Source organism: Aeromicrobium sp. Sec7.5, from assembly GCF_036867135.1.
In the GTDB taxonomy this organism is placed as follows: Bacteria; Actinomycetota; Actinomycetes; order Propionibacteriales; family Nocardioidaceae; genus Aeromicrobium.
Genome location: NZ_JBAJIJ010000002.1, coordinates 151,467 through 175,830, shown reverse-complemented (window position 1 = coordinate 175,830; position 24,364 = coordinate 151,467). Strand labels below are relative to the sequence as shown.

The window sequence follows — 24,364 nt, the reverse complement described above, 5'->3', positions numbered from 1 at the left end:
GTGTGGGAGATCTGGCCATGAAGCACCAGCGAAGAGTTGTGACTTCACCCATTAGGCTCCCTTCATGGATGTTCGACATCTCGAGCTGCTCCGGGAGCTCCGGGACCGCGGGACCCTGGCAGCGGTCGCGGCGGCGACCCACCGGACGCCGTCGGCCGTCTCCCAGCAGCTGCGCACGGCGGAGCGCGACCTCGGGGTCGTGCTCGTCGAGCCGTTCTCCCGGGGGGTGCGTCTGACCTCGGCCGGACGGATCCTGGCCGACGGCTCCGAGGTCGTGGGCACCGCCCTCGCCGAGGTCCGGGCGCGGCTGGACGCGAGTCTCGGTGAGCCCAGCGGCCCCGTCTCGATCGGCACGCTGCCGAGTGCGGGGGAGGCCCTGCTGCCGGGCCTCGTCGAGCGCCTCGAGGGCTCGGCGATCGAGCTGAGGCTCGACGACTTCGACCTCGCGGAGACCGACTACGCCGCTCGCGCGATGGACGTCGACCTCGTGATCGCCCACAGCGTCGCGGGCGACGTGCCCCACGGCGCCGAGGGCCTGATCTGCACGCGACTGGTGGGCGAGCCGATCGACGTGGCCCTGCCCAGCACGCATCCGCTCGCCGACCGCGACCAGATCCACGCCGACGACCTCGCCGGTACCGTCTGGATCGGGGTTCCCGAGGGATACCCGTTCGACACGATCCTCACGGCGGTGGAGAACGTCACGGGGGAGCGGCTCGAGCGTCGGGTCCGGCTGCGCGACAACCACCTGGTCGAGGCCCTGGTCGCGACGGGCGTGGGCCTGGCGCTGCTGCCGCGCTACACGACCCGGCCGCGCCCGGGGGTCGTCCTGCGGCCGCTGGAGGGGGTGCGCGCGGTGCGCAGCATCGTGGCCCTGAGTCGTCCCGACCGCCAGGCCAGGCTGGCGGTGAGGACCGTGGTCGAGCACCTCGTCGCGGTCGGCGGGGGCCTGGAGTCGTGAGGTGTCCTGACGCGACGAGGCCCCCACCGGATCATCCGGTGGGGGCCTCGTCGGGCCGGGCCAGCCCCTAGCGCAGCAGGTTGGCGATGCAGGTCGACAGCGCGGCCACGTCGAGCGCCGAGATGCCGGTCGCCAGGCACTTCAGGTTGGCGTCGAGCCAACTCATCGTGTTGCCGAGCGGAGCGGACGGCGTGGTCGAGCCGGGCGTCGGCTGGCCCGTGAGGTCGCTGGCGAGCCCGCCGACGAGTCCGCTGACACCAGTCTTGGGAGGCGCCGGAGTGCTGCCTCCGCCTCCGCCACCCCCGGTGGAGCCTCCGCCACCGGGGGTGCTGGTGCCACCGCCGGGCGTGGAGCCCGGCGTACCGGGAGCAGTGCCACCCGGTGCGGCCGGGGTGGTCGCCGCCGTCTCCTCCTGCACGGCCGCGTCACGCTGCGCCTGGGTCGTCGACTGGTCGACGCTGCGCTGCACGAGCGGGCTCGAGGAGCTCAGGTTGTTGGGGGACTGCGTGAAGTTGCCCTGGGCGTACGCGGCGGAGATCGCCATGACCGTGTCGGCGTACGAGCTGGAGCGGTTGTAGCGCAGCACCGAGGACCGCAGGTCGGTCGGGTTGCTGAGGTCGCCCGGACCGGCGCACAGGTAGATGCCGGCCGAGGTGGCGGCGTCGCTGATGTTCTGCGGGTTCTTCACGCCGTCGTTGTCGGCGTCGACGCCGACCGACTTCCAGGTGCCGGGGATGAACTGCATCGGCCCCACGGCCCGGTCGAACACCGGGTCCTGGTCGAGCGCGCCGGCGTCGGTGTCGGAGATCTTCGCGGTGCCGTTGCTGCCGTCGAGCTGCGGGCCGAAGATGCCGGGCGTCGCGGTGCCCCGGCCGTCGAGCTGGTTGCCGCCCGTGCGTCCGTGGTTGGACTCGACACGGCCGATCGCGGCGACGAGGTTCCAGGGCAGACGGCACGAGGCGTCGGCCTGGGCGAGGAGGGTCTCGGCACGCTTGTAGGCGGACAGGGCGGCGTTGGGGATGCCGTCGGTCGACAGGGTCGCGACGGTGCCGTCGGTGCCCGCGCGCGGATCGATGCCCGCGGGAGCTTCCTGGACGCTGGCCGGGTCGTCGAACGCGGTGCTGGGCACCGAGGGGACGTCGCTCGGGTCTGCGCCGTCGGTGGCCGACGCGAGACCGGAGTTGGCGAGCGCCACACCCCAGGCGCCGACGAGAAGTGCCATCGGCACCAAGGCCCCGGCCTTCTGCCACCGAGTCAACTTTCCTGACCGCATCGAATTCCCTCCGGTCCTGCGACCTCGACGTTCGAGGCTCCCCCGCCCCGCATGGTAACTGGACGTGACGTCCGAGCGCCACGGGAGCGGCATTCGTACAACGATGGTACGTGACCTGGGTTACGCCGCTCGCCCACATCCGGGAGGACGTCTTCCACCCGCGCGGGGAGGCGTCGCCCTTGGTCAGGGGCCACGGCCGCTGCGCGCTCGGAGCGGCTGGGACACTGGAGGGGTGACCGACACGACCAACTCCCGCGAGCTCTTCCGCCGTGCCCTCGACGTCTCGCCGGGTGGGGTGAACTCACCGGTGCGCGCATTCCGCGCCGTGGGCGGCGCCCCCCGCTTCATGCGGTCGGGGTCCGGGGCGATCCTGACCGACGTCGACGGGGCCACGTACGTCGACCTCGTGGGCTCCTGGGGGCCCATGCTGCTGGGCCACGCCCATCCCGAGGTGCTCGCTGCGGTCGCCGACGCGGTGTCGCGGGGCACGTCCTTCGGCACCCCCAGCGAGCCCGAGGTGGCGCTCGCGGAGGAGATCGTGGGCCGCACGCCCGTCGAGAGCGTCCGGCTCGTGTCGTCGGGCACCGAGGCGACGATGTCGGCCATCCGCCTGGCCCGAGGCGCCACCGGTCGCGACACGATCGTCAAGTTCTCCGGCTGCTACCACGGCCACGTCGATGCCCTCCTGGCCGAGGCCGGCTCGGGCGTCGTGACCCTCGGCATCCCGGGCACGCCGGGCGTCCCGGCCCACGTCACCGCCGACACGGTGGTGCTGCCCTACAACGACCGCGAGGCCGTGACCGCCGCCTTCGCCGAGCTCGGCGACCGCATCGCCTGCGTCATCACCGAGGCGGCACCGGGCAACATGGGTGTCGTCCCCCCGGAACCCGGGTTCAACGCGTTCCTCTCCGCCACCTGCCGTCAGCACGGCGCGCTGCTCATCAGCGACGAGGTCATGACCGGGTTCCGCGCCAGTCGGCACGGGCAGTGGGGCCTCGACGGAGCCGTCGAGGGGTGGGCCCCCGACCTCATGACGTTCGGCAAGGTCATGGGCGGCGGCTTCCCGGCCGCGGCGTTCGGTGGACGACGCGATCTCATGGACCTGCTGGCGCCGGTCGGCCCGGTCTACCAGGCCGGCACGCTGTCGGGGAACCCCGTCGCCACCACGGCGGGCCTCACGACCCTGCGCCTCGCGACCCCCGAGGTCTACACGCACCTCCTCGCCGTGTCAGACCAGCTGCAGCTCGCGGTCGGACAGGCCCTCACCGAGGCGGGGGTGCGGCACACCGTGCAGCGCACCGGCACGATGTTCAGTGTCTTCTGGGGCGTCGACGAGGTGCGCGACTTCGCCGGTGCGCAGGCCCAGGAGACCTGGCGGTACCCGCCGTTCTTCCACGCGATGCTCGACGCGGGCGTGTACCTCCCGCCGAGCGCCTTCGAGTCGTGGTTCGTCTCGGCGGCCCACGACGAGGACGCCCTCTCTAGAATCATCGAGGCACTGCCCGCCGCTGCCCGGGCCGCTGCCGCCGCCCAGCCGGCCTGAACCGACCCCAGCACCGAACAGCGAGCACCGAGGACACCATGAGCACCCGAACGATCGTGCACCTGATGCGACACGGCGAGGTCGAGAACCCCGGAGGCGTCCTGTACGGCCGCCTCCCGGAGTTCTACCTGAGCGACCTGGGCCACCAGATGGCCGAGCGCGCCGCCGACTTCCTGGCCAAGAACGAGATCGTGCACGTCGTGGCGTCGCCGTTGGAGCGCGCGCAGCAGACCGCTGCGCCGCTGTCGAAGATCCTCGACGCGCCGATCACCACCGACGACCGCGTGATCGAGGCCGACAACCTGTTCGAGGGCCGCACGGTCGGCGCCGGGCCGAAGGCGTTCCGCCACCCCAAGAACTGGTGGATGCTCCGCAACCCGTGGCGCCCGTCCTGGGGCGAGCCGTACAAGGAGATCGCGGCGCGCATGCAGGCGGCCGTCGCCGATGCGCGCGACGCCGCTCGGGGCCACGAGGCCGTCATCGTGTCGCACCAGCTCCCGGTCTGGATCGCGCGCCAGGCCTACGAGGGCAACTCGTTCCTGCACGACCCCCGCAAGCGGCAGTGCACGCTGGCCAGCATCACCAGCCTGACGTTCGACGGCGACGACTACGCCGGGTTCGCCTACGCCGAGCCGGCCGGCGACCTGCTCCCCGAGGCGCTCAAGGGCAAGTTCGTCGGCGGCGCATGAGTCTCCTGCGTCCCCTCGTCGCGGTGCTCGCCTGCCTCGCCGTCGTGGCTGGGTGCGGCGGCGCCGGCAACAGCGGGTCGACGGGCGGTTACGTCAGCTCCGACGGCACCGTCACGATCGTCGACCCCAAGGACCGTGAGACGGCCCCCGATCTCGTGGGCGTCGACCTCGACGGGGAACCGCTCTCGACCGACGACTTCGCCGGAACCGTCATGGTCGTCAACGTGTGGGGCTCGTGGTGCCCGCCGTGCCGGGCTGAGGCGCCGGTGCTGAAGGAGCTGTCCGACAGCTACGCCGACGACGTCCAGTTCCTCGGCATCGTCAACCGCAGCAAGGACGCGGCTGCCACGGCGTTCAACCAGACCTACGGCATCACCTACCCGAGCTTCTCCGACGAGGGCGGCAGCCTGGAGCTCCGCTTCGTCGACTCGTTGCCGTCGCAGGCCATCCCCACCACGTGGGTCATCGACACCGAGGGACGGGTCGCGGCCCGCATCCTCGACGAGGTCGACGCCTCCACGCTCGGCGGCATCATCGACGACCTCCTGGCCGAGTCGGGCAGCGGGACCGGCGAGGGCGGCTCGTGAACGAGTGGCTCAGGGAGACGGCCTTCAGCGGCTCCCTGCTGCTCGCGGTTCCCGTGGCCGTCCTGGCGGGCCTGGTCTCCTTCTTCTCGCCGTGCGTGCTGCCGCTCGTGCCGGGCTACCTCTCGTACGTCTCCGGGGTGGGAGTGCAGGACCTCGACCGAGAGGGTGGCCGGCCCCGCATCGTGCTGGGCGCCGTCCTGTTCGTGCTCGGGTTCTCGACGATCTACGTGGCCGGTGGTGCGCTGTTCGGGGCCTTCGGTCTGCGGCTCGCGGAGCACCAGCGCACCTTCTCCGTCGTCGCGGGCGTCCTGGTGATCCTCCTCGCGCTGCTGTTCCTCGGGGTGGGCTCTCGCCTGCAGCGTGAGTTCCGCATCCACGCCGTGCCCACCGTCGGTCTGGCGATCGCGCCGGTCCTCGGGGTGTTCTTCGGTCTGGGATGGCTGCCGTGCGTCGGGCCGACGCTCGGGGCCGTGCTGGCCCTGGCCAGCAACGAGGCCACGGCCGTCCGCGGTGCCGCCCTGACCGCGGTCTACTGCCTGGGTCTCGGCGTCCCGTTCGTGCTGGCGGCGCTCGGTTTCGCCCGCTTCACCCGAGCGACCGGCTGGGTCCGCAAGCACCAGCGAGCGATCCAGGTCGCTGGTGGGGTCCTGCTCCTGGTCGTCGGCGTCCTGCTCGTCACCGGGTGGTGGGACTACCTCATCCGGGACCTGCAGAGCTGGGCCGGCGGATTCGGGGCCCCCCTGTGAGCAACGACCGCGACACCGACGGCACGATCCCCCGGCGCGACCGGAAGCGGGGAGCCGCACCGGCTCTGAACAGCTGGGAGTTCCTGCGCTGGATGTGGACGCAGCTGACATCGATGCGTACCGCGCTGCTGCTCCTGCTGCTGCTCGCGGTGGCGTCACTGCCCGGGTCCTTCGTGCCGCAGCGAGGGGTCGACGCGCGCGCGGTCGAGGCGTTCCGCCTGCGCCACCCCGACCTGTCACCGGTGCTCGAGAAGCTCGGCGCGTTCAACGTCTACGCGTCACCGTGGTTCAGCGCGATCTACCTGCTGCTCATGGTCTCGCTGATCGGCTGCATCCTGCCGCGATCGCGGGTGTACTGGCGCGCTCTGCGGGCACGTCCGCCGAAGGCCCCCCGCCGCTTCGACCGCCTCCCGGCCTCCGGCACGTTCGAGACCACGGCCGACGTCGAGACCGTGCTCGTCGCGGCACGCCGCGTCGTCGGGCGCGCGCGCATCGACGTCGTGACCGAGGACGACGGCGCCCGTGGCGAGCTGCGCTCCGAGCGCGGCTACCTGCGCGAGTTCGGCAACCTCGTGTTCCACGTGAGCGTCGTCGTGGTGCTGATCGGTGTCGCCGTCGGCTCCCTCCTGGGCTACCGCGGCGCCGTGATCGTGACCGAGGGAGACCGGTTCTCCAACGTCCTCACGCAGTACGACGAGTTCACGTCGGGCACGTGGTTCGACCCCGACAGCCTGCCGCCGTTCTCGCTGGAGCTCGACGACCTCGTCGCCGAGTTCGACATCAGCGACGGGCCCCAGCGTGGCGCTCCTCGCCTGTTCGAGGCCGACGGCACGTTCGTCGAGGGTCTCGACGGCGATCAGGACGACTACTCGATCCGCGTCAACCACCCGCTCTCGATCGGGTCGACCGACATCTTCCTGGTGGGCCAGGGGTACTCCCCGGGCATCAAGGTCACCGATCCCGACGGCACGGTCGTGTTCGACGAGGCCGTCCCGTTCCTGCCCGAGGACGCCACCTACACCTCCGGCGGTGTCGTGAAGGTGCCCGACACCGGTCCGGAGCAGCTCGGGATGCAGGGGTTCTTCCTGCCCACCGCCGCCCGCACGGCCGAGGACGAGGCGTCGATCTCGCTCTTCCCGGCGGCGGCCAACCCCTACATCGCCCTGCAGGCGTGGACCGGCGACCTCGGCCTCGACGACGGCACGCCGCAGTCGGTGTACGTCCTCGACACGAGCAAGATGACGCAGGTACTCGACGAGGACGGCAACCCGTTCCGGATCGAGCTGCAGCCCGGCCAGTCGAGCACCCTGCCCGACGGGACGGTCGTGGAGTTCACCGAGCTGAAGCAGTTCGCCCGGTTCCAGATCAGCTCCTCGCCGCTCGCCGGTCTGCCGCTGGGCGGCGTCGCGGTCGGTCTCGGAGGCCTGATTCTCTCGCTGTTCGTCCGCCCTCGTCGCACGTGGGTCCGTGCCGTCTCGGACGGCTCACGTACCGTGGTGGAGGCAGCCGCGCTCGACCGCGTCCCGCGCGACGACCTCCCGGACGACCTCACGTCCTTCGTCGACCGTCTGCGTGAAGCGCTCGAGCCCCAGGAGAAGAAGACCCCATGACCCTCGCCGACTTCGCCGAGTTCTCGAACTACGCCGTCGCGTCGGGCACCGTCGTGCTCGCGCTCGCCTTCCTCGCCCACCTGGCCGAGCTGCTGTTCGTCCGCCAGGAGGCCGTCGAGCCCGTCGCCGCCACGGTCGGTGCCGGTGCCCAGGGCTCGGTCGCCGTCGCGACGCCCGACGACGACGAGGTCCCCCCGCGCAGCGCGGTCCTGAGTCGCATCGGCATCGCGCTGACGGTCGTCGCGACCGGCCTGCTCGTGGCCGGTGTCGTCTCCCGTGCGCTCGCGTCCGAGCGGGTCCCGTGGGGCAACATGTACGAGTTCGGCCTCACGGGCGTCTCGATCGCCCTGGTCGTCTACCTCGTGCTCGTCCGCATCACCTCGGTGCAGTGGATCGCGCCGCTCGTCACGGGCTTCGGCCTGGCGATCCTCGGCCTGGCCTGGTCGGCGTACGTCCCGGCCGGTCCGCTGGTGCCCGCGCTGCACTCGTACTGGCTCGTGATCCACGTCGCGGCCGTCATGATCGCCGGTGCCCTGTTCCTGGTCGGTGCCTCCGCCTCGCTGCTGTACCTGCTCAAGGAGCGGGCCGAGAACCGCGGTTCGGTCGGGCCGATCCTGCGGCGCGTGCCGACGATCGCCGCGATGGACCGCCTGGCGTACCGCACGCACGCGGTCGGCTTCGTGCTCTGGACCTTCGGCGCACTGATCGCCGGCCCGATCTGGGCGCACTACGCGTGGGGCCGGTACTGGGGCTGGGACCCCAAGGAGGTCTGGGCCTTCGTCACGTGGGTCGTCTACGCCGGCTACCTGCACGCCCGCGCGACCGCTGGCTGGAAGGGCCGCCGCGCTGCGATCATCGCGCTGCTCGGCTTCGCCACGTTCCTGTTCAGCTACTACGGCGTCAACATCTTCGTCCCGGGCCTGCACTCCTACGCCAAGTGAGGCGCGCGGCTCCTTCGTCGCCGCTCCACCGGTTCGTTCCTCACCGGTGCCGGGCTGCGCCCGGGCGCCCGCCTCGCTTCGCTCGGCCCGTGGTCACCACCGGTGGTTGAGGTGTGAGTGCCGCCTGCGGCGCGAGCCTCGAAACCCCGTGCACCTGACGGGGAGGGGAGCCCCGATCTCCGACTTTCGGCGGACGCGGACCGGGGTCCTGAGCCACTAGCGTCGGGCCCATGGGGGTACAGATCGAGGTCGATCACCTGACGATGCGCTACGGCGCCGTCACCGCGGTCGAGGACATCAGCTTCACGGTCGCACCGGGCGAGTTCTTCGGCCTGCTCGGACCCAACGGGGCGGGCAAGACCACGACGCTCGAGACGATCGAGGGCCTACGTAGCCCCACGAGCGGCCGGGTCTCGGTCGACGGTCGCGACCCGGGCAAGCGGGAGCCCGACCTGCAGCGCCGCATCGGCGTGCAGCTGCAGTCGTCGGCGTTCTTCGAGCGACTCACGGCCGTCGAGCAGCTGCAGACCTTCGGGGCCATCTACGGGGTCCCGACCTCGCGCCTCGACGACCTGCTCGAGCAGGTGGGCCTCACGGAGAAGGCCAGCGCCCAGGTCCAGGACCTCTCCGGTGGTCAGAAGCAGCGGCTCTCGATCGCCTGCGCGCTGGTGCACGATCCCGACGTCGTCTTCCTCGACGAGCCCACCGCGGCGCTCGACCCGCAGGCACGGCGAAACCTGTGGGACGTCCTGCGCGGCATCAACGACTCCGGCCGCACCGTCGTCCTCACGACGCACTACATGGAGGAGGCCGAGGAGCTCTGCGACCGCGTCGCGATCGTCGACCACGGAAGCCTCCTCGAGATCGACACCCCGGGCGCGCTGATCCGCCAGCTCGACGCCGCGACCCGCATCGGGCTGGCGGTCGAGACGATCACGATCGACGACGCGCGGGCGCTCCCGGGCGCGGACTCGGTCACGCTGGGCGGCTCCGGCCTCGTGATCGAGACGCGCGAGCCCGCGACGGTGCTGGCCGAGCTCGGTCGCCGCGAGGCGCTCGAGGGACTCAGCGTCAGCAAGGGCACGCTCGAGGACGTCTTCCTCGACCTGACCGGACGGGAGTACCGCGCATGAGCACCAGCACCAGCACCAGCACGAGCACGAGCACGGGGACCAGCGCCGGGCCCGGCAGCCGGACCGAGCCGTCGACGGGTGCCGGCGACGCGAAGGCGGCCCGCCCGCTCAAGGCCCTCACCGTCGCGATGTTCAAGGGCTTCGTGCGCGATCGCATGACGCTGTTCTGGGCCATCGCCTTCCCGCTGATGTTCTTGGTCCTCTTCGGCGGCATCTTCACGAGCCAGGGCGACCTGGACCCGGCCGAGGTCGTCGTGGTGGGCGACGTCTCGGTCATCGACGACGCACCCGACGAGGCGCGGGAGTCCATCGACCAGTCGGTCGACATCACCCGCTCCGACGACCTCGACGCCGCGCTCGAGCAGGTCCGCGAGGGAGACGCCGACGCCGTCCTCACCGAGGAGGGCGGTGAGGTGACGGTGCGCTACTCGGCGGCCGACCCGGTCGCGGGTGCCCAGATCCAGAGCGTCGTGCAGGCGATCGTGCAGCAGGCCAACACCGCCGTCTACCAGCAGACGACGGGGGAGGCACCGGCCTTCACGTTCGCCTCGAGCCAGGTCGAGGACGAGTCGCTGGAGCAGATCCAGTACGTCACGCCGAGCCTGCTCGGCTGGGCCGTCGCGATGAGTGCCACGTTCGGCGCCGCCGCCAACCTCGTGATGTGGCGCAAGAGCGGCCTGCTGCGCCGCTTGCGCCTGGCGCCGGTGCGCACCAGCTCGGTCGTGCTGGCCCGGGTCGGCGTCAGCCTCGTCATCGCGCTCGTCCAGGCGGTCATCTTCGTCGGACTCGGCGTCGGGGCGTTCGGGCTGCAGCTCTCGGGCTGGTGGCCGCTCGTCGTGCCGCTGCTGCTGACCGGCACGCTGGCGTTCCTCTCGATCGGCATGCTCGCGGGCGCCGTGTCCAAGACCGAGGAGGGGGCCATCGGGCTGGCGAACTTCGTCGTGCTGCCGATGGCCTTCCTGTCCGGCTCGTTCTTCCCCCTCGACGGGGCGCCGACCTGGCTGCAGGTCGTCAGCAACTGCCTGCCGCTCAAGCACCTCAACCAAGGCATGCTCGACGTCATGGTGCGCGAGCAGGGGCCGTCGGCGATCGTGCTGCCGATCCTCATCCTCCTGGGCTTCGCCGCCGTGTTCGCCACGGTCTCGGCGCGCCTGTTCCGCTGGGAGGCGTGAGGCTCACGTGAGTGGTTCCTCGTGGACGTGGGACCAGCACGCCTGCCTGCCGCTGAAGCCCGACGCCGACGTGAGCGTGCTCGATCGGTACGACCGACCCGGCGGCGGGTTCGTGTCGGTCAACGTGGGCTACGCGCCGCAGACCGGTGACGACGCGCGGGCGCTCGTGGCGGCGTTCCGGCGCGGCGTCGAGGCGCGGCCCCGGCTGAGCCTGGCGACGACGCTGCCCGAGCTCGCGGCGGCCCGCGGGGCCGGGCTGATCGGTGTGGCGTTCGACCTGGAGGACTCCGCGCCTCTCGACGGTGACCTGGGGAACGTGCGGGCCTTCGTCGAGGCTGGCGTGCGCACCCTGCTGCCGACGTACAACCACGCGAACGCCGCGGGCTGCGGGTGTCTGGACACCCACGACACGGGCCTGACCCGGTGGGGTGTCGACCTCGTGCGTGAGATGAACGCGGCCGGCATGGTCGCGGACGGCTCGCACTGCAGCGAGCGGACCGGCCTGGACCTGTGCGCCATCTCGGAGAAGCCCGTCGTCTACAGCCACTCCTGCCTTACGTCGGTGTGGGACCACCCGCGCAACATCACCGACGACCAGGCCGTGGCCTGTGCCGAGACGGGCGGGGTCGTCGGCATCACGGGGGTCGGCATCTTCCTGGGGCCCAACACCCCCACGCTCGACGCCATGGCGCGGCACCTCGAGGCCGCGGTCGAGCTCGTCGGCATCGACCACGTGGGCGTCAGCACCGACCACTCCTTCGACCAGGCCGACTTCCACGCCGAGCTGGCGACGAACCCCGATCTGTTCGACGAGAGCTACACGCGCTGGGGGCCGCTCCAGTGGGTGTCGCCGGAGCTCTTCGTGACGCTCGACGACGTTCTCCTGGCTCGCGGCTGGTCCCAGCGCGACGTCGACGCGGTCGTGTCCGGAAACTTCCGGCGCGTGGCCGAGGCCGTCTGGTGACCAGCGCGCTCGCCCACCCGCGAACGGGTGCCGGCGTCATGGCTGCGCGTCAGCGTCGGCGCCGGGCAGCAGCTCGCGGGCCTCGACGCTGACGGTCTCAGATGCCGCGTAGGTAGTCGGGGTCGTCGTCGGGGCCGCGGGGCGGCCGCGGACCGCGACGGGGGCCGGGACGCATGCGCTTCGTGCCCGCGAAGATCCAGGCCAAGGCACCGAAGACGGGGATCAGCAGGATCACGATCAGCCACGCCGGCTTCGGCAGGAGCTTGACCTGCTGGCGCGGTGTGGCGATGGCGTCGAAGAACGCGTAGATCACGAGCACGACGGCGATGCCGACGAGGATGGCCTTGCCCATGGCCACACCGTAGCGAACGGGCCCAGCGATTCGGCTGCTGCACGTCTGCTGACTACGCTGGAGTCATGTCGCCGTTCTGGACCTACACGCTCTCCCGCCTCGGACTCCTCGCCGCCACGTACGCGGTCCTCGCCGGCGTGGGCTTCGGGTTCGGCCTGCTCGAGTTCAGCGAGCTGACCAACCTGATCGTCCTGTTCGCCGCGATGGTCATCTCGTCGGCCATCGGTTTCGTGCTCCTGAGCCAGCAGCGCGAGGCCCTGGCCCTGCAGGTCCAGGAGCGCGCGGAGAAGATCTCCGCCCGCATCGAGGAGTCCCGCAGTGCCGAAGACGTCGACTGAGCAGCGGGCCTGGATCGCCGAGGCGGTCCGCATCGTCGAGGCCGACGCCAACCGCAGCGCCGACACGCACCTGCACGTCCTGGACCTGCCGACCCCGGGCGTGGGCCTCTACCTCAAGGACGAGTCGGTCCACCCGACCGGCAGCCTGAAGCACCGGCTCGCCCGGTCCCTGTTCCTGTACGCGATCTGCAACGGCTGGCTCGGACCCGACTCCACCGTCGTCGAGGCGTCGAGCGGGTCGACCGCCGTCAGCGAGGCGTACTTCGCGCGGCTCATCGGCCTGCCGTTCGTGGCCGTCATGCCGCGGACCACGAGCCGGGAGAAGGTCGCGCTCATCGAGTGGCACGGCGGACGCTGCCACTTTGTCGAGTCGTCCTCCCACACCTACGACGAGGCGCGCCGCCTCGCCGCCGAGTGCGGCGGGCACTACATGGACCAGTTCACGTTCGCCGAGCGCGCCACCGACTGGCGGGGCAACAACAACATCGCCGAGTCGATCTTCGAGCAGATGGCGGCCGAGCCGCATCCCGTGCCGAGCTGGATCGTCGTCGGGGCAGGCACCGGCGGCACGTCGGCCACGATCGGTCGCTACGTGCGGTACCGCCGGCACGACACCCGCGTGCTGGTGGCCGATCCCGAGGGGTCGGCGTTCCTCGAGGGCTGGACCACGGACTCCTCCGACGTCGTCACCGGCACGACGTCGCGGATCGAGGGGATCGGTCGCCCGCGGATCGAGCCCTCGTTCGTCGGAGGTGTCATCGACGACATGCTGGAGGTGCCCGACGGCGCCTCGCTCGCCGCGATGGCCTGGACCTCCCACCGCCTCGGTCGTGACGTCGGACCCTCGACGGGCACCAACGTGTGGGCGGCGCTCACGCTGGCCACACGCATGGCCGACGCGGGGGAGCCGGGGAGCATCGTGTCGCTGCTGTGCGACGGCGGGGAGCGCTACCGCGCGAGCCACGCCGACCCGGCCTGGGTCACCGAGCAGGGCATCGACCCGGCGCCGTTCGCCGCGCAGCTCGACGCGTACGACGCGACCGGCCGCCTGGCCTGACCCCCCCCGGCCGGCGGGGTGTGCCGGGGGTCAGGCGAGGCAGAGGCCGACGGTGAGACCGAGGGCGAAGACGAGCTCGGCCACGCCCGTCGACTGGAGCACGGGGATCAGCGCCGGACCCGTGGCGCCCGAGGTCACGACGCGCACCCCGCGCACGGCCAGGGGGGCGAACAGCAGCGCCAGCAGCGCCCAGGGGGTCTCGGTCACGGCGAGACCGACGGCCGTGGCCACGGCCACGAGCACGAGCGCGACGTAGAACCCGCGGGTGCGCCGGTCGCCCAGCAGGACCGCCAGGGTCCGCTTGCCCGCGACCGTGTCGGTGGCGATGTCGCGCAGGTTGTTGGCCACGAGGATCGCGCACGCCAGCGCCCCGACTCCGACGCCGGCCAGCACGCTGGCCCACGTGACCTCCTCGACCTGCACGAAGGTCGTGCCGACGACCGCGACGAGGCCGAAGAACAGGAACACGCTGACCTCGCCGAGCGCACGGTAGCCGTAGGGCGACGGGCCCCCCGTGTAGGTCCACGCGGCGCCGAGGGCCGCGGCGCCGACGAGCAGCAGCCACCAGGTCGTGGTCGCGGCCAGGACGAGCCCGAGGACGCCGCCGAGGGCCAGGAACCCGAGCGCCGCCGCCTTGACCCGAGCAGCCGGGACGAGTCCGGAGCCGACGAGCCGCAGGGGACCCACGCGGTCGTCGTCGGTGCCGCGCACGCCGTCGGAGTAGTCGTTGGCGTAGTTGACGCCGACCTGGAGCGCCAGCGAGACGCCGAGCGCGAGCAGGGCCTTCCACCAGACGAAGCCGTCGGCCAGCACGGCCGCACCGGTGCCGGCCGCGACCGGGGCGACGGCGGCGGGCAGGGTGCGGGGCCGCGCGCCCGCGAGCCACAGGGCGAGGCCGTGCGGCGTCTGCGACGTGGGGGGCGTGGGGCCGGCGGTCATGGACGATGAGTCTGCCAGCCCCCTGATCGGTACGGTGGAGGGGTGGACCGTCCATTCCCGTGGGGCCTGCTCGTCATCGGTGTGCTGCTGGGCTGGGGCACGCTGTCGCTCGAGGACGGCTGGGTGCGGTACGGCGGCCTGGTCGCTGTCGTCGTCGTGGCCGGTGCGCTGGCCTATCAGATCACCCAGCGCGACAAGGCCCGCGCCGACGCGAAGCGACGTGCGGCCGAGGAGGACGCCCCCGACCCGTGGGACGGGGCCTGAACCGATGACGGCGTCGCTCCGTCCGGTGTCGGGAACGGCTGACGAGCTCGTCCCGCTGCTGCGCACCTGGATCGAGGGCGAGGAGCCCCTCTGGATCCGCACCAGCGGCAGCACGGGACGACCGAAGGACGTCGTGCTGTCACCGCATGCCGTGCGCGCGTCGGCTGCCGCGACGCACGCCCGTCTCGGGGGTCCGGGGCAGTGGCTGCTGGCGGTGCCCCCGACCGGGGTCGCGGGACTGCAGGTCGTGGTGCGGTCGCTGCTGACCGGCATCGATCCCGTCACGTCCCTGGACTCGTACACGGCGGAGCGCCGGTATGCCTCGCTCGTGCCCACCCAGCTGCACCGGCTGCTCGAGGCGGGTCGGGCCGGGCCGTGGGCCGCCTTGGACGCAGTGCTCGTCGGTGGCGGTCCGGTCCGGGCGTCGCTCGTCGAACGGGCGCAGGACGCCGGGATCAGCGTCGTGCGCACCTACGGCATGTCGGAGACCTGTGGCGGGTGCGTCTACGACGGGTTCGCGCTTGACGGCGTGCGGCTGCGGATCGACGACGGCCAGGTCATGGTGGCGGGAGACGTCCTGTTCGACGGCTACGTCGACGCGCCCCGTACGGACGAGTGGTTCGCGACGAACGACCGGGGCGAGATCACGAACGGTGAGCTGCGGGTCGTGGGCCGCCTCGACGACGTCGTGCTGAGCGGCGGTGTCAACGTGCCGCTGCCCGCGGTCACGGCGGCCCTGCAGGACGCCGCGGGCGTCGCCGACGCGCTAGCGGTGGGGGTCGACGACCCGGAGTGGGGGCAGCGCGTCGTCGCGCTCGTGGTGCCCGCCAACGCGGTGTGCCTCGAGGGCCTGTCGGCCGAGCGCCTCCGCGATGCCGTCGAGGAGGCGGGCCACCCCCGCACCTGGGGACCGCGCGCCATCGCCCTGGTCGACGCGATCCCGCTGCTCCCGAACGGCAAGCCCGACCGCCTGGCCGCTCGCGCCCTCTTCTCCTGAGTGCCGCTCGCGAGAGACTTTGTGTGTGCACAGGAGAGACTTTGTTGCTGCCGCGGACCAACAAAATCTCTCCTGACCACCAACAAAGTCGCTCGTGACCACCAACAAACTCTCTCGCGAGCGGGACGTCATCCTGCGGGTGGACGACGGGGGTGTGCGGCTCGCCTAGGGTCGAGGACGTGCTGGAAGGGACGCGGGCGCAGGCGGAGCGCGAGACGGGGGTGCGGGCGCCGTGGCGACCGGGACCCCGGCTGCGCCGACTGCTCGATGTCGCACCGGTGGGCGTCCTCGCCCTGGTGGTCGTGCTCGTGGGCGTCCAGTCCGGCGACCGGTGGTGGCTCCTGCTCGGCCTCGCCCAGACCGTGCCGCTCATCTGGCGCAGGAGCCATGCCGGCATGGTCTACGCGGTGGTCGCCGGCGCGAGTGCGGTGCAGGCCCTCGTGGTCGACATCCCCATCGTCAGTCAGCTCGCCTATCCCGTGGCGCTCTACAACCTGGCCCGTCACCGTGGTCCGCTCGCGGGCGCGATCGGCCTGGGGGTGGGCCTCGCCGGCGCCGTCGTCGCCTCGGTCGTGTGGGTCGAGGGGTATCGACCGCCGTACGTCGAGCGGGTCTGGGCCGACTACGTCCCGTACGCGTTCACGGTGGGCGCGATCGTCGTCGTGGCCTGGGCCCTCGGCACGCTGAGCCGGGTGCGCGAGTCGTACGTCGCGGCGATCCTCGAGCAGGGCGAGCGGAGGGTCGTGGAGGCGGAGCAGCGTGTCCTGCTGGCGGCCGGCGACGAGCGGGCCCGTATCGCCCGGGAGATGCACGACGTCGTGGCCCACGGCCTCTCGGTCATCGTCGTGCAGGCCGACGGCGCCCGGTACGCCGCCGCCCAGGATCCCGACGTCGCGGTGCGCACGCTGGAGACCGTGGCAGCGACCGGCCGCGCCTCCCTGGCCGACATGCGACGGTTGCTCGGCCTCCTCCGCACCGGCGAGCAGGCCGAACGCGCGCCGCAGCCCGGCCTCCCGCAGCTGGACGACCTGATCGACCTCGCGCGCGGGTCCGGCACGCGCGTGACCGCCCGGCTCCCCGCGGAGCACCTCGAGCTTTCCGAGGGGGACGGGCTCACGGTGTACCGGATCGTGCAGGAGTCGCTCACCAACGTCCGCAAGCACGCCGGTCCCGACGCATCGGTCGCGATCTCGGTGCACGTCGGCCACGAGGTCGACGTCACCGTCTCCGACACGGGCAGCGGCGGGCGGCCCCTCGCCCCCGGCGGCGACGAGCGCGGGCTCGGGCTCCTCGGGATGGGGGAGCGGGTCGCCGTGCACGGCGGTGAGCTCACGGCCGGCCCCGGGGTGGACGGCGGCTGGGTCGTGCGGGCACGGTGGACGCGATGACGTCCCCACCCCGCTCCGTGATCCCGACCACGGGCCCGATCCGGGTCTTCGTCGTCGACGACCAGCAGATGGTCCGCGCCGGGTTCCGCATGCTCGTGGAGAGCCAGGCCGACATGGTCGTGGTGGGGGAGGCCGGCGACGGCGGCGAGGCGCTCGAGCGGCTCGCCGTCACGACGGCCGACGTCGTGCTGATGGACGTCCGCATGCCCCGACTCGACGGCGTCGAGGCCACCCGTGCGCTGCTGGACCGGACTGCCGAGGCCGAGACCGCCCCCCGGGTCATCGTGCTGACGACGTTCGACCTCGACGAGTACGCGTTCGCGGCGCTGCGGGCAGGGGCGTCGGCGTTCCTGCTCAAGGATGCCGCGCCGCCGGAGCTCCTCGGCTCGATCCGCTCGGTGCACGCGGGCGATGCCGTGGTGGCGCCGTCGACGACGCGTCGCCTGCTGGAGCACTTCGTGCGAGGTGCACCGGAGGGCGGTTCGTCGTCCGCCGGACCTGCCGTCCCGGCGGAGACGCACGCACGTCTCGCGGCCCTGACCGAGCGCGAGCGCGAGGTCCTGCAGCTCGTGGCCGCGGGGCGCTCGAACACCGAGATCGCGGCCGACCTCGTCGTGGCCGAGGCCACGGTCAAGACCCACGTGAGCCGGCTCCTGGCCAAGACCGGGTCGCGCGACCGGGTGCAGCTCGTGGTGCTGGCGTACGACGTGGGTCTGACGGGCCGCTGATCCCCGAGGTCGTGGGTACGACCAGGGGTGGACCCGCGACCGGCCGAGACCGTCCTGCGGGCAGACGATCGCGGGGCGTGATCTTCCTAGCGTTGTCGACATGAACCAGACGACCTCGACCCACCCGTCCCCGCCCGCCCCGTCGCCGGACCCGGACACTGCCGCCGCGGCCCGCGGACTGTCGCGCACCTACGGGTCCGGCCCGACCGCGGTCCATGCCCTGCGCGAGGTCGACCTCGACCTGCCACGGGGGCGGTTCACCGCGATCATGGGTCGCTCGGGGTCCGGGAAGTCGACCTTGATGCACTGCCTCGCGGGCCTCGACCAGCCGAGCGCCGGCACGGTCACGATCGCCGGCACCACGATCACGGGTCTCGGCGACGACGACCTGACGCGCTTCCGGCGCGATCACCTCGGCTTCGTGTTCCAGGCCTTCAACCTGCTGCCGATGCTCACCGCCCGCCAGAACGTGCTGCTTCCGCTCGAGCTCGGTGGGCATCGTGTCGACCGTGACGTGCGGGCGCGGCTCGACCACGTCGCCCGGGTGCTCGACCTCGGCGATCGCCTCGACCACCGGCCCGGTGAGCTCTCCGGCGGTCAGCAGCAGCGCGTCGCGATCGCCCGGGCACTGGTGAGCGAGCCCGACCTGGTGTTCGCCGACGAGCCGACCGGCAACCTCGACAGCGAGACCTCGGCCGAGGTCCTCGGCCTGCTGCGCCGCGGGGTGCACGAGCTGGGGCAGACCGTCGTGATGGTGACCCACGAGCTCGAGGCCGCGGCCCATGCCGATGACGTCGTGGTGCTGGCCGACGGTCGCGTGCGCGAGCACCTGATCTCGCCGGACGCCGAGACCGTCGTGCAGGCCCTGCACGGCTCGGCGCTCGGTGCGCCCGTCGGAGGTGCGCGATGAGGACCGTGCTGCTCGCCTCCCTCCGGGTCCACACGCGGCGCTACGTCGCCGCACTGCTGGCGGTCGGACTGGCGGTCGCCTTCGTCGTCGCGACCGACGCCCTGTCGTCGGCCGCACGGTCGGGGCTCAACGCCGGTGTCGGCGCGCCCTATGCAGGAGCGGACCTCGTGGTCGGCGAGTCCTACGGGACCTCGCTCGACGACGAGGCGCGGGCGGTCGAGGCGGTCCGCGACGCGGGCGGCTCGACCGCCACGATCGGTCGGGCGTGGGAGCAGCTCACGTCCGAGGACGGGCGCCAGCTCGACGCCGAGACCTCGGTCGGCACGGTCTCGACCGACGAGGCGTTCCGCTGGCAGGAGGTCGCGGCGGGTCGCGCGCCGACCGATGACGACGAGGCGTTGGTCGACGAGCGTGCGGCCGCCTCGCGGGGCATCGAGGTCGGTGACACCCTGACGATCGGGTCCGGGTCCGACGTGCTCGAGATGACCGTCGTGGGTCTCGCGGCCCCGACGTCGTACCTGTCGTCGACGATCTATGTCCCGTGGGACGCGCTCCGGGCGCTGCCCGGGGCGCAGCCGGACGTCGTCCTGGCCGCCGCGGGAGGGTCGGGCGCCGACGTCGACTCCTTGACCGCCGACCTGGCGGGTGCGGTGGGGACCTCGGTCCGCCCGACGGCGGACTTCGTCGACGAGCGCCGGACCCAGGTCAACAACGGCATCGACGTCGTCTCGTACCTGGTGCTCGTGTTCGCGGCGGTGGCAGCGTTCGTGGCGGTCCTGGTCGTGGCCAACACCTTCACGATCCTGTTCGCCCAGCGCGCGCGTGACCTCGCGCTGCTCCGCGCCGTGGGCGCGCGCCGCAAGCAGCTCCTGCGCGCCGTGCGCGTGGAGGCGCTGGTGATCGGCCTGCTCGCCTCGACCCTCGGCCTTGTGGCCGGCGTTCTCGGCGGCCTCGGGATCACGGCGGCCGTCCGAGCCGTCGCGGGGCCCGAGCGCATCGGTGCGGTCTCGTGGTCGCCCGGCTGGTGGGTCGCGGCCTTCGTCGGCGGCGTGCTGGTCACGGTCGTGGCCTCCTGGTGGCCGACCCGGTCGGTCGTGCGCATCAGCCCGTTGGCCGCCCTGCGTCCGGAGGAGCCGACGCACGCGCGCAGCGCGGTCGGACGCCGGCGCATCGTGCTCGGCACGGCCGTCGCCGCCGTCGGAGCCGTGCCGCTCGGCCTCGGGGTCGCGACGATGCACCTCGCACTGGCGATCCTCGGGTGCTTCGCGACGTTCGTCGGGGTGCTGGTGCTCGGCCCCGTCGTGATGCCGGCCGTGATCCGGCTCATCGGCCGGTTGCTCGGTCGGGCTGGGGCGCCGGCCCGCCTCGCGGTCGACAACGCGGTCCGCAACCCGCGCCGCACGGCGGCGACCACCGCGTCGTTGCTCGTCGGCGTCACGCTCACGGCGACCGTGCTGACCGTCATGGCGACGGGACGCGGCGCGATGCAGGCCCAGATGGACCAGGAGTACCCGATCGACCTGGCGCTCTCGTCCGCGAGGGCCGCGTCCGACGAGGTGCTCGCGAAGGTCGAGAGCACGCAGGGCGTCGAACGCGCGGTCGGGGTGCCGGGGACGACCGCGACCGTGGGTGATCTCGGGGAGGTGGTGGTGCTGGCGCCCGGCGACTCGGCCGCTGCAGCCACGCGGGACGGCGGCGCGGCGCTGGACGTCGGTCGCGAGGAGGTGCTGGTGCCGTACGACGCCGCTGGCCTGGGCGACGTCGGGATTCCGGAGCGGCTGACGCTGACCGGTCCTGCGGGAGTCGTCGAGGTCGCGACCCGCGTCGTGCCGGCGCGGTTCGGTGGCGCGTACGTCGTCTCGCCTGCCACCCTCCAGCGGCTCACGCCCGAGCCCGAGCTGCAGGCGGTGTGGGCCCGGGCCGAGGTGGGCGCGGACGGCGACGAGCTCGGCGGGAGCCTCGGTCTGATCGCTCGCGAGAGCGGCCTCGAGCTGACCAACCAGCTCGACCGGAGAGCCAGGGTCGACCTGCAGCTCGACGTCCTGGTGGGTGCGGTCGTCGGCCTGCTCGGCATCGCGGTCCTGATCGCGCTCGCCGGCATCGGCAACACGCTCGGTCTGTCGGTCCTGGAGCGTGGCCGTGAGAACGCCCTGATTCGCGCGCTGGGGCTGACCCGCGGTCAGCTGAGGCGGTCGCTGGGGGTGGAGGGCCTGCTGCTGGCCGCGGCGGCCGGCCTGCTCGGCACGGTGCTCGGTATCGGGTACGCGTGGGCCGGTGTCAGGACCGTGATCGACGTCGCGGTGCCCGACGCCACGATGGTGGTGCCGTTCGGCCAGCTGTCCCTCGTCGTCCTGGCCGCTGCGGTGGCCGGGCTCCTGGCCTGCGTCCTGCCGGCGCGACGAGCGGGTCGCATCGCTCCGGCTGAGGGGCTCGTCGCCGACTGAGCGGAGGGCCGATCACGCACGAGACGTCTGCACCCCGGCCGGGGTGCAGACGTCTCGGGGGAGCGGGTCCCTGTCAGTGATGGCCGGCGGTCGCCTGGGTGACGGCCTCGAGCACGGGGGTGGTGCCGCCCACGACGTCCCACTGCTGGCGGACCGAACGGCCGTCGTCGACGACCGCGGCGATCGCGGAGGCGACGTCCTCGCGGCTGATCTCGCCCCTCGCTACGTCGACGCCGAGCGTGATCTGCCCGGTGCCGGGATCGTCGGTGAGACCACCCGGACGCAGGATCGTCCAGGACAGCGACGACTCCCGCAGGTGGGCGTCGGCATCACGCTTCGCCTCGACGTAGACGCGCCAGACGGGCTCGACGTCGTCGCCGAGCGGCTCGTCGACACCGATCGCCGAGACCTGCACGAAGCGGGCGATGCCCAGCGTCTCGGCCGCCTGCGCGGACCGGATGGACCCCTCGAGGTCGACGGTTCGCTTGCGGGCGGCGTCCCCGTCGGGTCCGCCTCCAGCGGCGAAGACGACGGCGTCGGCGCCCTCGAGCGCGGCGCGGAACGCCTCGTCGTCGTCCTTCTCGATGTCGAACAGGCGGGCCTCGACGCCGGCCTGCTCGAGCTCGTCAGCCTGCTCCTGGCGACGGACGAGGGCGCGGGGCTTGTGCCCGGCATGGATGAGCTTGGGATGGAGGAGGCGAGCGATCTGGCCCGCCCCTCCGACAATTGCGATGGTGGCCATGTCTCGAGCCTACGGTCGCTCGGGTGACTAGGCTCCCTGAGTGTGGACCCCCGTGTGACGCCGATCGTGTTCTCGCTGCCGCTGCGTGACCGGTTCCGCGGCATCACGCACCGCGAGGGTGTCCTGCTCGAGGGGCCGTCGGGCTGGGGCGAGTTCGCGCCCTTCCTCGAGTACGACGACGCGGAGGCCGTCCCGTGGTGGTCCGCGGCGCACGAGGCAGCCCGGCTCGGGTGGCCCGATCCGGTGCGCGACCACGTTCCGGTCAACTGCATCGTGCCGGCCGTCACGCCGGAGCGCGCCGCCGAGATCGTGCGGGCGTCAGGATGTCGCACGGCGAAGGTCAAGGTCGCCGAGCAGGGTCAGGACCTCGCCGACGACCTCGCCCGGGTGGCCGCGGTGCGCGAGGCACTGGGCCCGGACGGGCGCATCCGCGTCGACGCGAACGGCGGCTGGGGTGCGACCGAGGCGTTCGTCGCCGTGCTGGCGCTCGACGACGAGGTCGGGCTCGAGTACGTCGAGCAGCCCTGCATGCGGGTCGAGGACCTCGCGCGCGTCCGGCGCGAGACGGGGGTGCTGGTCGCGGCCGACGAGTCGATCCGCAAGGCGGACGACCCGTACCGCGTCGCCGAGCTCGAGGCCGCCGACATCGCGGTGCTGAAGGTGGCCCCGCTGGGCGGTGTCCGCGCCTGCCTGACGATCGCGGAGCAGATCGGACTGCCGATCGTGGTCTCCAGCGCCGTCGACTCCTCCGTGGGGCTCGCCGCCGGACTCGCCCTCGCCGCGGCGCTGCCGGAGCTGCCGTACGCGTGCGGTCTCGGCACCCAGGCGCTGCTCGAGGCCGACGTGGTCGCCGACGTCCTGGCGCCGGTCGACGGGATGCTGGCGATGCGTCGTCCCCCGATCGACCCCGAGCTCCTCGAGGGGGTCCGCGCCGACGAGGAGCGCACGGCGTGGTGGCTCGACCGGCTCGCGCGGGTCGAGGCGCTCGCGGGCGGTCCGGCGTGACCCCGCGCCCCACCGCCGTGGAGACGGCCCGCCACCTCGTCGAGCGACTCCTGGCCCTGGGTGCCAGCGAGGCGGTCCTGGCGCCCGGCTCGCGGTCCGGGCCGCTGGCGTTGGCCCTGCACGCGGCCGACTCGCAAGGGCTCCTCCGCCTGCACGTCAGGGTCGACGAGCGCGAGGCCGGCTTCCTCGCGCTGGGCCTGTCGAAGAGTCTGCGGCAGCCGGTGCCGGTCGTCACGACGTCGGGCACCGCGGTCGCCAACCTGCATCCCGCGATGCTCGAGGCGTGGCACACCGGCGCCCGGGTCGTCGCGGTCACGGCCGATCGGCCGGCGCGCATGCGGGGCACCGGGGCGAGCCAGACCACCGACCAGCGCGCGATCTTCCCGCGCGTGCGCTTCGTCTCGGCCGTCGCCGACCTCGCACCGATCGGCGGACCCGTGCACCTCAACCTCGAGCTCGACGAGCCCCTGGTCGAGCAGGTGGCGTGGGACTTCCGTGTGGAGCGGCTCGCTCCGCCGCACCCCATGCCCGCACCGGGGGAGCGCCTCACCGCCGGTCCGCGGACCGTCGTCGTCGCCGGTGACGGTGCCGGCCCGACAGCGCGCGAGATCGCCGAGGCCGGGGGATGGCCGCTCCTGGCGGAGCCGAGCTCGGGCGCGCGTGACGACCGGGCCCTCGGTGCGTACCACCTGCTCCTGGCCTCGCACCCGCTCACCGCACGGATCGAGCGGGTCGTCTCCTGCGGGCACCCCACGCTGTCGCGGTCCGTGACGGCCCTGCTGATGCGCGCCGATCTCGACGTGGTCCACGTCGGGGGTCCTTCCACGTTCCCCGGTCCGGCGGGGTCGAACGTCCGGTTCGCCTCGTGGATCGACGTCGACGAGCCCGACGACACCGACTGGTTCGACGCGTGGCGCGAGGCGGACCAGCTCGCCCGCACCGCGATCGACGCGGTGGCCCCGCCCGCGCACCGGCTCGCCGAGGCGGTGTGGCGCGCGACTGCGGGGGGTGTGCTGGTCGTCGGCTCCTCGAGCGTCGTCCGCGACCTCGATTTGGTGACTCCCGGCCCGGGGCCGGACGTCGTGGTGGCCAACCGCGGACTCGCCGGGATCGACGGCACGGTCTCCACCGCCGTCGGTGTCGCGCTCGCGACGGGCCGACCCACCACCGTCGTGATGGGCGACCTCACGTTCCTCCACGGCGCGAACGGGCTCCTGATCGGCCCCCGAGAGCCTCGGCCCGACCTGCGCGTCGTGGTGGCGTCGGACGACGGGGGAGCGATCTTCTCGCTGCTGGAGCAGGGTGCTCCGACGTACGCCGACGCGTTCGAGCGGATCTACGGCACCCCGACGGGCGCCGACCTCGCAGCCCTCTGCCGGGCGTACGGAGCGGGCCACCGGCTGGTCGACGTCGACGACCTCGCTGCGGTGCTGGCGACCGCACCCGAGGGGCTATCCGTGGTCGAGGTGCCGCTCGACCGCACGACCCGCCGGGCCGACTCCGTGGCGGTCGCGGCAGCGGTCCGGGCCGCATTCTGACAGTGCCACTGGCACGGTCAACCGACCGGGAGTACGGTGGTGG

Annotated in this window: 24 protein-coding genes; 20 read left to right on the top strand and 4 right to left on the bottom strand. The window is 72.7% G+C overall.

The genetic code is table 11. The features are described 5' to 3' along the window. Positions 1 to 64 precede the first annotated feature (64 nt). A complete protein-coding gene (locus tag V6S66_RS14135) occupies positions 65 to 961 on the top strand; it encodes a LysR family transcriptional regulator (RefSeq protein WP_334207435.1) in 897 nt (298 codons plus the stop codon). 67 nt (positions 962 to 1,028) lie between these two features. Here the strand turns inward: V6S66_RS14135 and V6S66_RS14130 are convergent, their stop codons facing one another. Then, positions 1,029 to 2,183, bottom strand: a complete 1,155-nt coding sequence (locus V6S66_RS14130) for a lytic transglycosylase domain-containing protein (RefSeq protein WP_334207434.1) — start codon at positions 2,181 to 2,183, stop codon at positions 1,029 to 1,031. A 283-nt stretch (positions 2,184 to 2,466) separates the two neighbouring features. Between V6S66_RS14130 and hemL the strand changes: the two genes are divergently transcribed. The 9 genes from hemL to V6S66_RS14085 all read left to right on the top strand — a co-directional run bounded on the left by hemL (position 2,467) and on the right by V6S66_RS14085 (position 11,619). Next, positions 2,467 to 3,777 (top strand): glutamate-1-semialdehyde 2,1-aminomutase, encoded by a 1,311-nt coding sequence (gene hemL / locus V6S66_RS14125; RefSeq protein WP_334207433.1) that lies wholly within the window; start codon positions 2,467 to 2,469, stop codon positions 3,775 to 3,777. A gap of 38 nt (positions 3,778 to 3,815) precedes the next feature. Further along, positions 3,816 to 4,466 carry a histidine phosphatase family protein gene (locus V6S66_RS14120; RefSeq protein WP_334207432.1) on the top strand — a complete coding sequence of 217 codons (651 nt, stop codon included), beginning with the start codon at positions 3,816 to 3,818 and terminating at the stop codon, positions 4,464 to 4,466. Next, positions 4,463 to 5,053 (top strand): TlpA family protein disulfide reductase, encoded by a 591-nt coding sequence (locus V6S66_RS14115; protein ID WP_334207431.1) that lies wholly within the window; start codon positions 4,463 to 4,465, stop codon positions 5,051 to 5,053. The genes V6S66_RS14120 and V6S66_RS14115 overlap by 4 nt, the downstream gene beginning before the upstream one ends. Next, a complete protein-coding gene (locus tag V6S66_RS14110; RefSeq protein ID WP_334207430.1) occupies positions 5,050 to 5,799 on the top strand; it encodes a cytochrome c biogenesis CcdA family protein in 750 nt (249 codons plus the stop codon). The genes V6S66_RS14115 and V6S66_RS14110 overlap by 4 nt, the downstream gene beginning before the upstream one ends. After that, the gene (resB, locus tag V6S66_RS14105; protein WP_334207429.1) at positions 5,796 to 7,409 is read left to right on the top strand and encodes a cytochrome c biogenesis protein ResB; all 1,614 of its coding nucleotides are present in this window, start codon (positions 5,796 to 5,798) and stop codon (positions 7,407 to 7,409) included. Before V6S66_RS14110 ends, resB begins: the two co-directional genes overlap by 4 nt. Next, entirely contained in the window at positions 7,406 to 8,350 is a 945-nt protein-coding gene (gene ccsB, locus V6S66_RS14100) for a c-type cytochrome biogenesis protein CcsB (protein WP_334207428.1), read from the top strand. Before resB ends, ccsB begins: the two co-directional genes overlap by 4 nt. Before the next feature lie 230 nt (positions 8,351 to 8,580). Then, positions 8,581 to 9,483, top strand: a complete 903-nt coding sequence (locus V6S66_RS14095) for an ABC transporter ATP-binding protein (RefSeq protein WP_334207427.1) — start codon at positions 8,581 to 8,583, stop codon at positions 9,481 to 9,483. Further along, complete coding sequence (locus V6S66_RS14090; RefSeq protein ID WP_334207426.1) at positions 9,480 to 10,655, top strand: ABC transporter permease; 1,176 nt, start codon at positions 9,480 to 9,482, stop codon at positions 10,653 to 10,655. The genes V6S66_RS14095 and V6S66_RS14090 overlap by 4 nt, the downstream gene beginning before the upstream one ends. 7 nt (positions 10,656 to 10,662) lie before the next feature. Further along, on the top strand, positions 10,663 to 11,619 hold the full coding sequence (locus tag V6S66_RS14085; RefSeq protein ID WP_334207425.1) for a dipeptidase: 957 nt from the start codon (positions 10,663 to 10,665) through the stop codon (positions 11,617 to 11,619). A gap of 97 nt (positions 11,620 to 11,716) precedes the next feature. Here the strand turns inward: V6S66_RS14085 and V6S66_RS14080 are convergent, their stop codons facing one another. Further along, on the bottom strand, positions 11,717 to 11,971 hold the full coding sequence (locus V6S66_RS14080) for a PLDc N-terminal domain-containing protein (RefSeq protein ID WP_334207424.1): 255 nt from the start codon (positions 11,969 to 11,971) through the stop codon (positions 11,717 to 11,719). Between the two features lie 65 nt (positions 11,972 to 12,036). Here V6S66_RS14080 and V6S66_RS14075 point away from each other — a divergent pair, with 65 nt between their 5' ends. After that, positions 12,037 to 12,309: a DUF4229 domain-containing protein gene (locus V6S66_RS14075; protein ID WP_334207423.1), complete on the top strand. Its 273-nt coding sequence runs from the start codon at positions 12,037 to 12,039 to the stop codon at positions 12,307 to 12,309. Beyond that, a complete protein-coding gene (locus tag V6S66_RS14070) occupies positions 12,290 to 13,366 on the top strand; it encodes a PLP-dependent cysteine synthase family protein (protein WP_334207422.1) in 1,077 nt (358 codons plus the stop codon). The genes V6S66_RS14075 and V6S66_RS14070 overlap by 20 nt, the downstream gene beginning before the upstream one ends. A 30-nt stretch (positions 13,367 to 13,396) precedes the next feature. Here the strand turns inward: V6S66_RS14070 and V6S66_RS14065 are convergent, their stop codons facing one another. Continuing rightward, a complete protein-coding gene (locus tag V6S66_RS14065; protein WP_334207421.1) occupies positions 13,397 to 14,305 on the bottom strand; it encodes a 1,4-dihydroxy-2-naphthoate polyprenyltransferase in 909 nt (302 codons plus the stop codon). Between the two features lie 42 nt (positions 14,306 to 14,347). On the opposite strand from V6S66_RS14065, the gene V6S66_RS14060 reads away from it, so the two are divergent. From V6S66_RS14060 to V6S66_RS14035, 6 genes are all read left to right on the top strand, one after another. Then, positions 14,348 to 14,569 carry a hypothetical protein gene (locus V6S66_RS14060; RefSeq protein WP_334207420.1) on the top strand — a complete coding sequence of 74 codons (222 nt, stop codon included), beginning with the start codon at positions 14,348 to 14,350 and terminating at the stop codon, positions 14,567 to 14,569. Between the two features lie 4 nt (positions 14,570 to 14,573). Then, complete coding sequence (locus V6S66_RS14055) at positions 14,574 to 15,566, top strand: AMP-binding protein (protein ID WP_334207419.1); 993 nt, start codon at positions 14,574 to 14,576, stop codon at positions 15,564 to 15,566. A 179-nt stretch (positions 15,567 to 15,745) separates the two neighbouring features. Then, complete coding sequence (locus V6S66_RS14050) at positions 15,746 to 16,954, top strand: sensor histidine kinase (RefSeq protein ID WP_334207418.1); 1,209 nt, start codon at positions 15,746 to 15,748, stop codon at positions 16,952 to 16,954. Then, positions 16,951 to 17,682, top strand: coding sequence for a response regulator transcription factor (locus V6S66_RS14045; protein WP_334207417.1), 732 nt, complete (start codon positions 16,951 to 16,953; stop codon positions 17,680 to 17,682). Before V6S66_RS14050 ends, V6S66_RS14045 begins: the two co-directional genes overlap by 4 nt. 100 nt (positions 17,683 to 17,782) lie before the next feature. Beyond that, on the top strand, positions 17,783 to 18,592 hold the full coding sequence (locus V6S66_RS14040) for an ABC transporter ATP-binding protein (RefSeq protein ID WP_334207416.1): 810 nt from the start codon (positions 17,783 to 17,785) through the stop codon (positions 18,590 to 18,592). Further along, complete coding sequence (locus tag V6S66_RS14035) at positions 18,589 to 21,036, top strand: ABC transporter permease (protein WP_334207415.1); 2,448 nt, start codon at positions 18,589 to 18,591, stop codon at positions 21,034 to 21,036. The genes V6S66_RS14040 and V6S66_RS14035 overlap by 4 nt, the downstream gene beginning before the upstream one ends. Before the next feature lie 73 nt (positions 21,037 to 21,109). Here V6S66_RS14035 and V6S66_RS14030 read toward each other — a convergent pair whose 3' ends face one another. Further along, a complete protein-coding gene (locus tag V6S66_RS14030; RefSeq protein WP_334207414.1) occupies positions 21,110 to 21,778 on the bottom strand; it encodes an SDR family oxidoreductase in 669 nt (222 codons plus the stop codon). A gap of 42 nt (positions 21,779 to 21,820) precedes the next feature. Between V6S66_RS14030 and V6S66_RS14025 the strand changes: the two genes are divergently transcribed. Then, positions 21,821 to 22,783: an o-succinylbenzoate synthase gene (locus tag V6S66_RS14025; RefSeq protein ID WP_334207413.1), complete on the top strand. Its 963-nt coding sequence runs from the start codon at positions 21,821 to 21,823 to the stop codon at positions 22,781 to 22,783. Then, positions 22,780 to 24,321, top strand: a complete 1,542-nt coding sequence (menD, locus tag V6S66_RS14020) for a 2-succinyl-5-enolpyruvyl-6-hydroxy-3-cyclohexene-1-carboxylate synthase (RefSeq protein WP_334207412.1) — start codon at positions 22,780 to 22,782, stop codon at positions 24,319 to 24,321. The genes V6S66_RS14025 and menD overlap by 4 nt, the downstream gene beginning before the upstream one ends. Positions 24,322 to 24,364 lie beyond the last annotated feature (43 nt).

Bases quoted from the DNA above. Each gene is read 5' to 3' on its own strand.
- V6S66_RS14040 (WP_334207416.1), top strand. From the start codon at position 17,783: ATGAACCAGACGACCTCGACCCACCCGTCCCCGCCCGCCCCGTCGCCG.
- V6S66_RS14135 (WP_334207435.1), top strand. From the start codon at position 65: ATGGATGTTCGACATCTCGAGCTGCTCCGGGAGCTCCGGGACCGCGGG.
- V6S66_RS14095 (WP_334207427.1), top strand. From the start codon at position 8,581: ATGGGGGTACAGATCGAGGTCGATCACCTGACGATGCGCTACGGCGCC.
- V6S66_RS14080 (WP_334207424.1), bottom strand. From the start codon at position 11,971: ATGGGCAAGGCCATCCTCGTCGGCATCGCCGTCGTGCTCGTGATCTAC.
- V6S66_RS14030 (WP_334207414.1), bottom strand. From the start codon at position 21,778: ATGGCCACCATCGCAATTGTCGGAGGGGCGGGCCAGATCGCTCGCCTC.
- V6S66_RS14090 (WP_334207426.1), top strand. From the start codon at position 9,480: ATGAGCACCAGCACCAGCACCAGCACGAGCACGAGCACGGGGACCAGC.
- V6S66_RS14130 (WP_334207434.1), bottom strand. From the start codon at position 2,183: ATGGCACTTCTCGTCGGCGCCTGGGGTGTGGCGCTCGCCAACTCCGGT.
- V6S66_RS14120 (WP_334207432.1), top strand. From the start codon at position 3,816: ATGAGCACCCGAACGATCGTGCACCTGATGCGACACGGCGAGGTCGAG.
- V6S66_RS14115 (WP_334207431.1), top strand. From the start codon at position 4,463: ATGAGTCTCCTGCGTCCCCTCGTCGCGGTGCTCGCCTGCCTCGCCGTC.
- V6S66_RS14075 (WP_334207423.1), top strand. From the start codon at position 12,037: ATGTCGCCGTTCTGGACCTACACGCTCTCCCGCCTCGGACTCCTCGCC.
- ccsB (WP_334207428.1), top strand. From the start codon at position 7,406: ATGACCCTCGCCGACTTCGCCGAGTTCTCGAACTACGCCGTCGCGTCG.
- V6S66_RS14035 (WP_334207415.1), top strand. From the start codon at position 18,589: ATGAGGACCGTGCTGCTCGCCTCCCTCCGGGTCCACACGCGGCGCTAC.
- V6S66_RS14055 (WP_334207419.1), top strand. From the start codon at position 14,574: ATGACGGCGTCGCTCCGTCCGGTGTCGGGAACGGCTGACGAGCTCGTC.
- V6S66_RS14045 (WP_334207417.1), top strand. From the start codon at position 16,951: ATGACGTCCCCACCCCGCTCCGTGATCCCGACCACGGGCCCGATCCGG.
- V6S66_RS14065 (WP_334207421.1), bottom strand. From the start codon at position 14,305: ATGACCGCCGGCCCCACGCCCCCCACGTCGCAGACGCCGCACGGCCTC.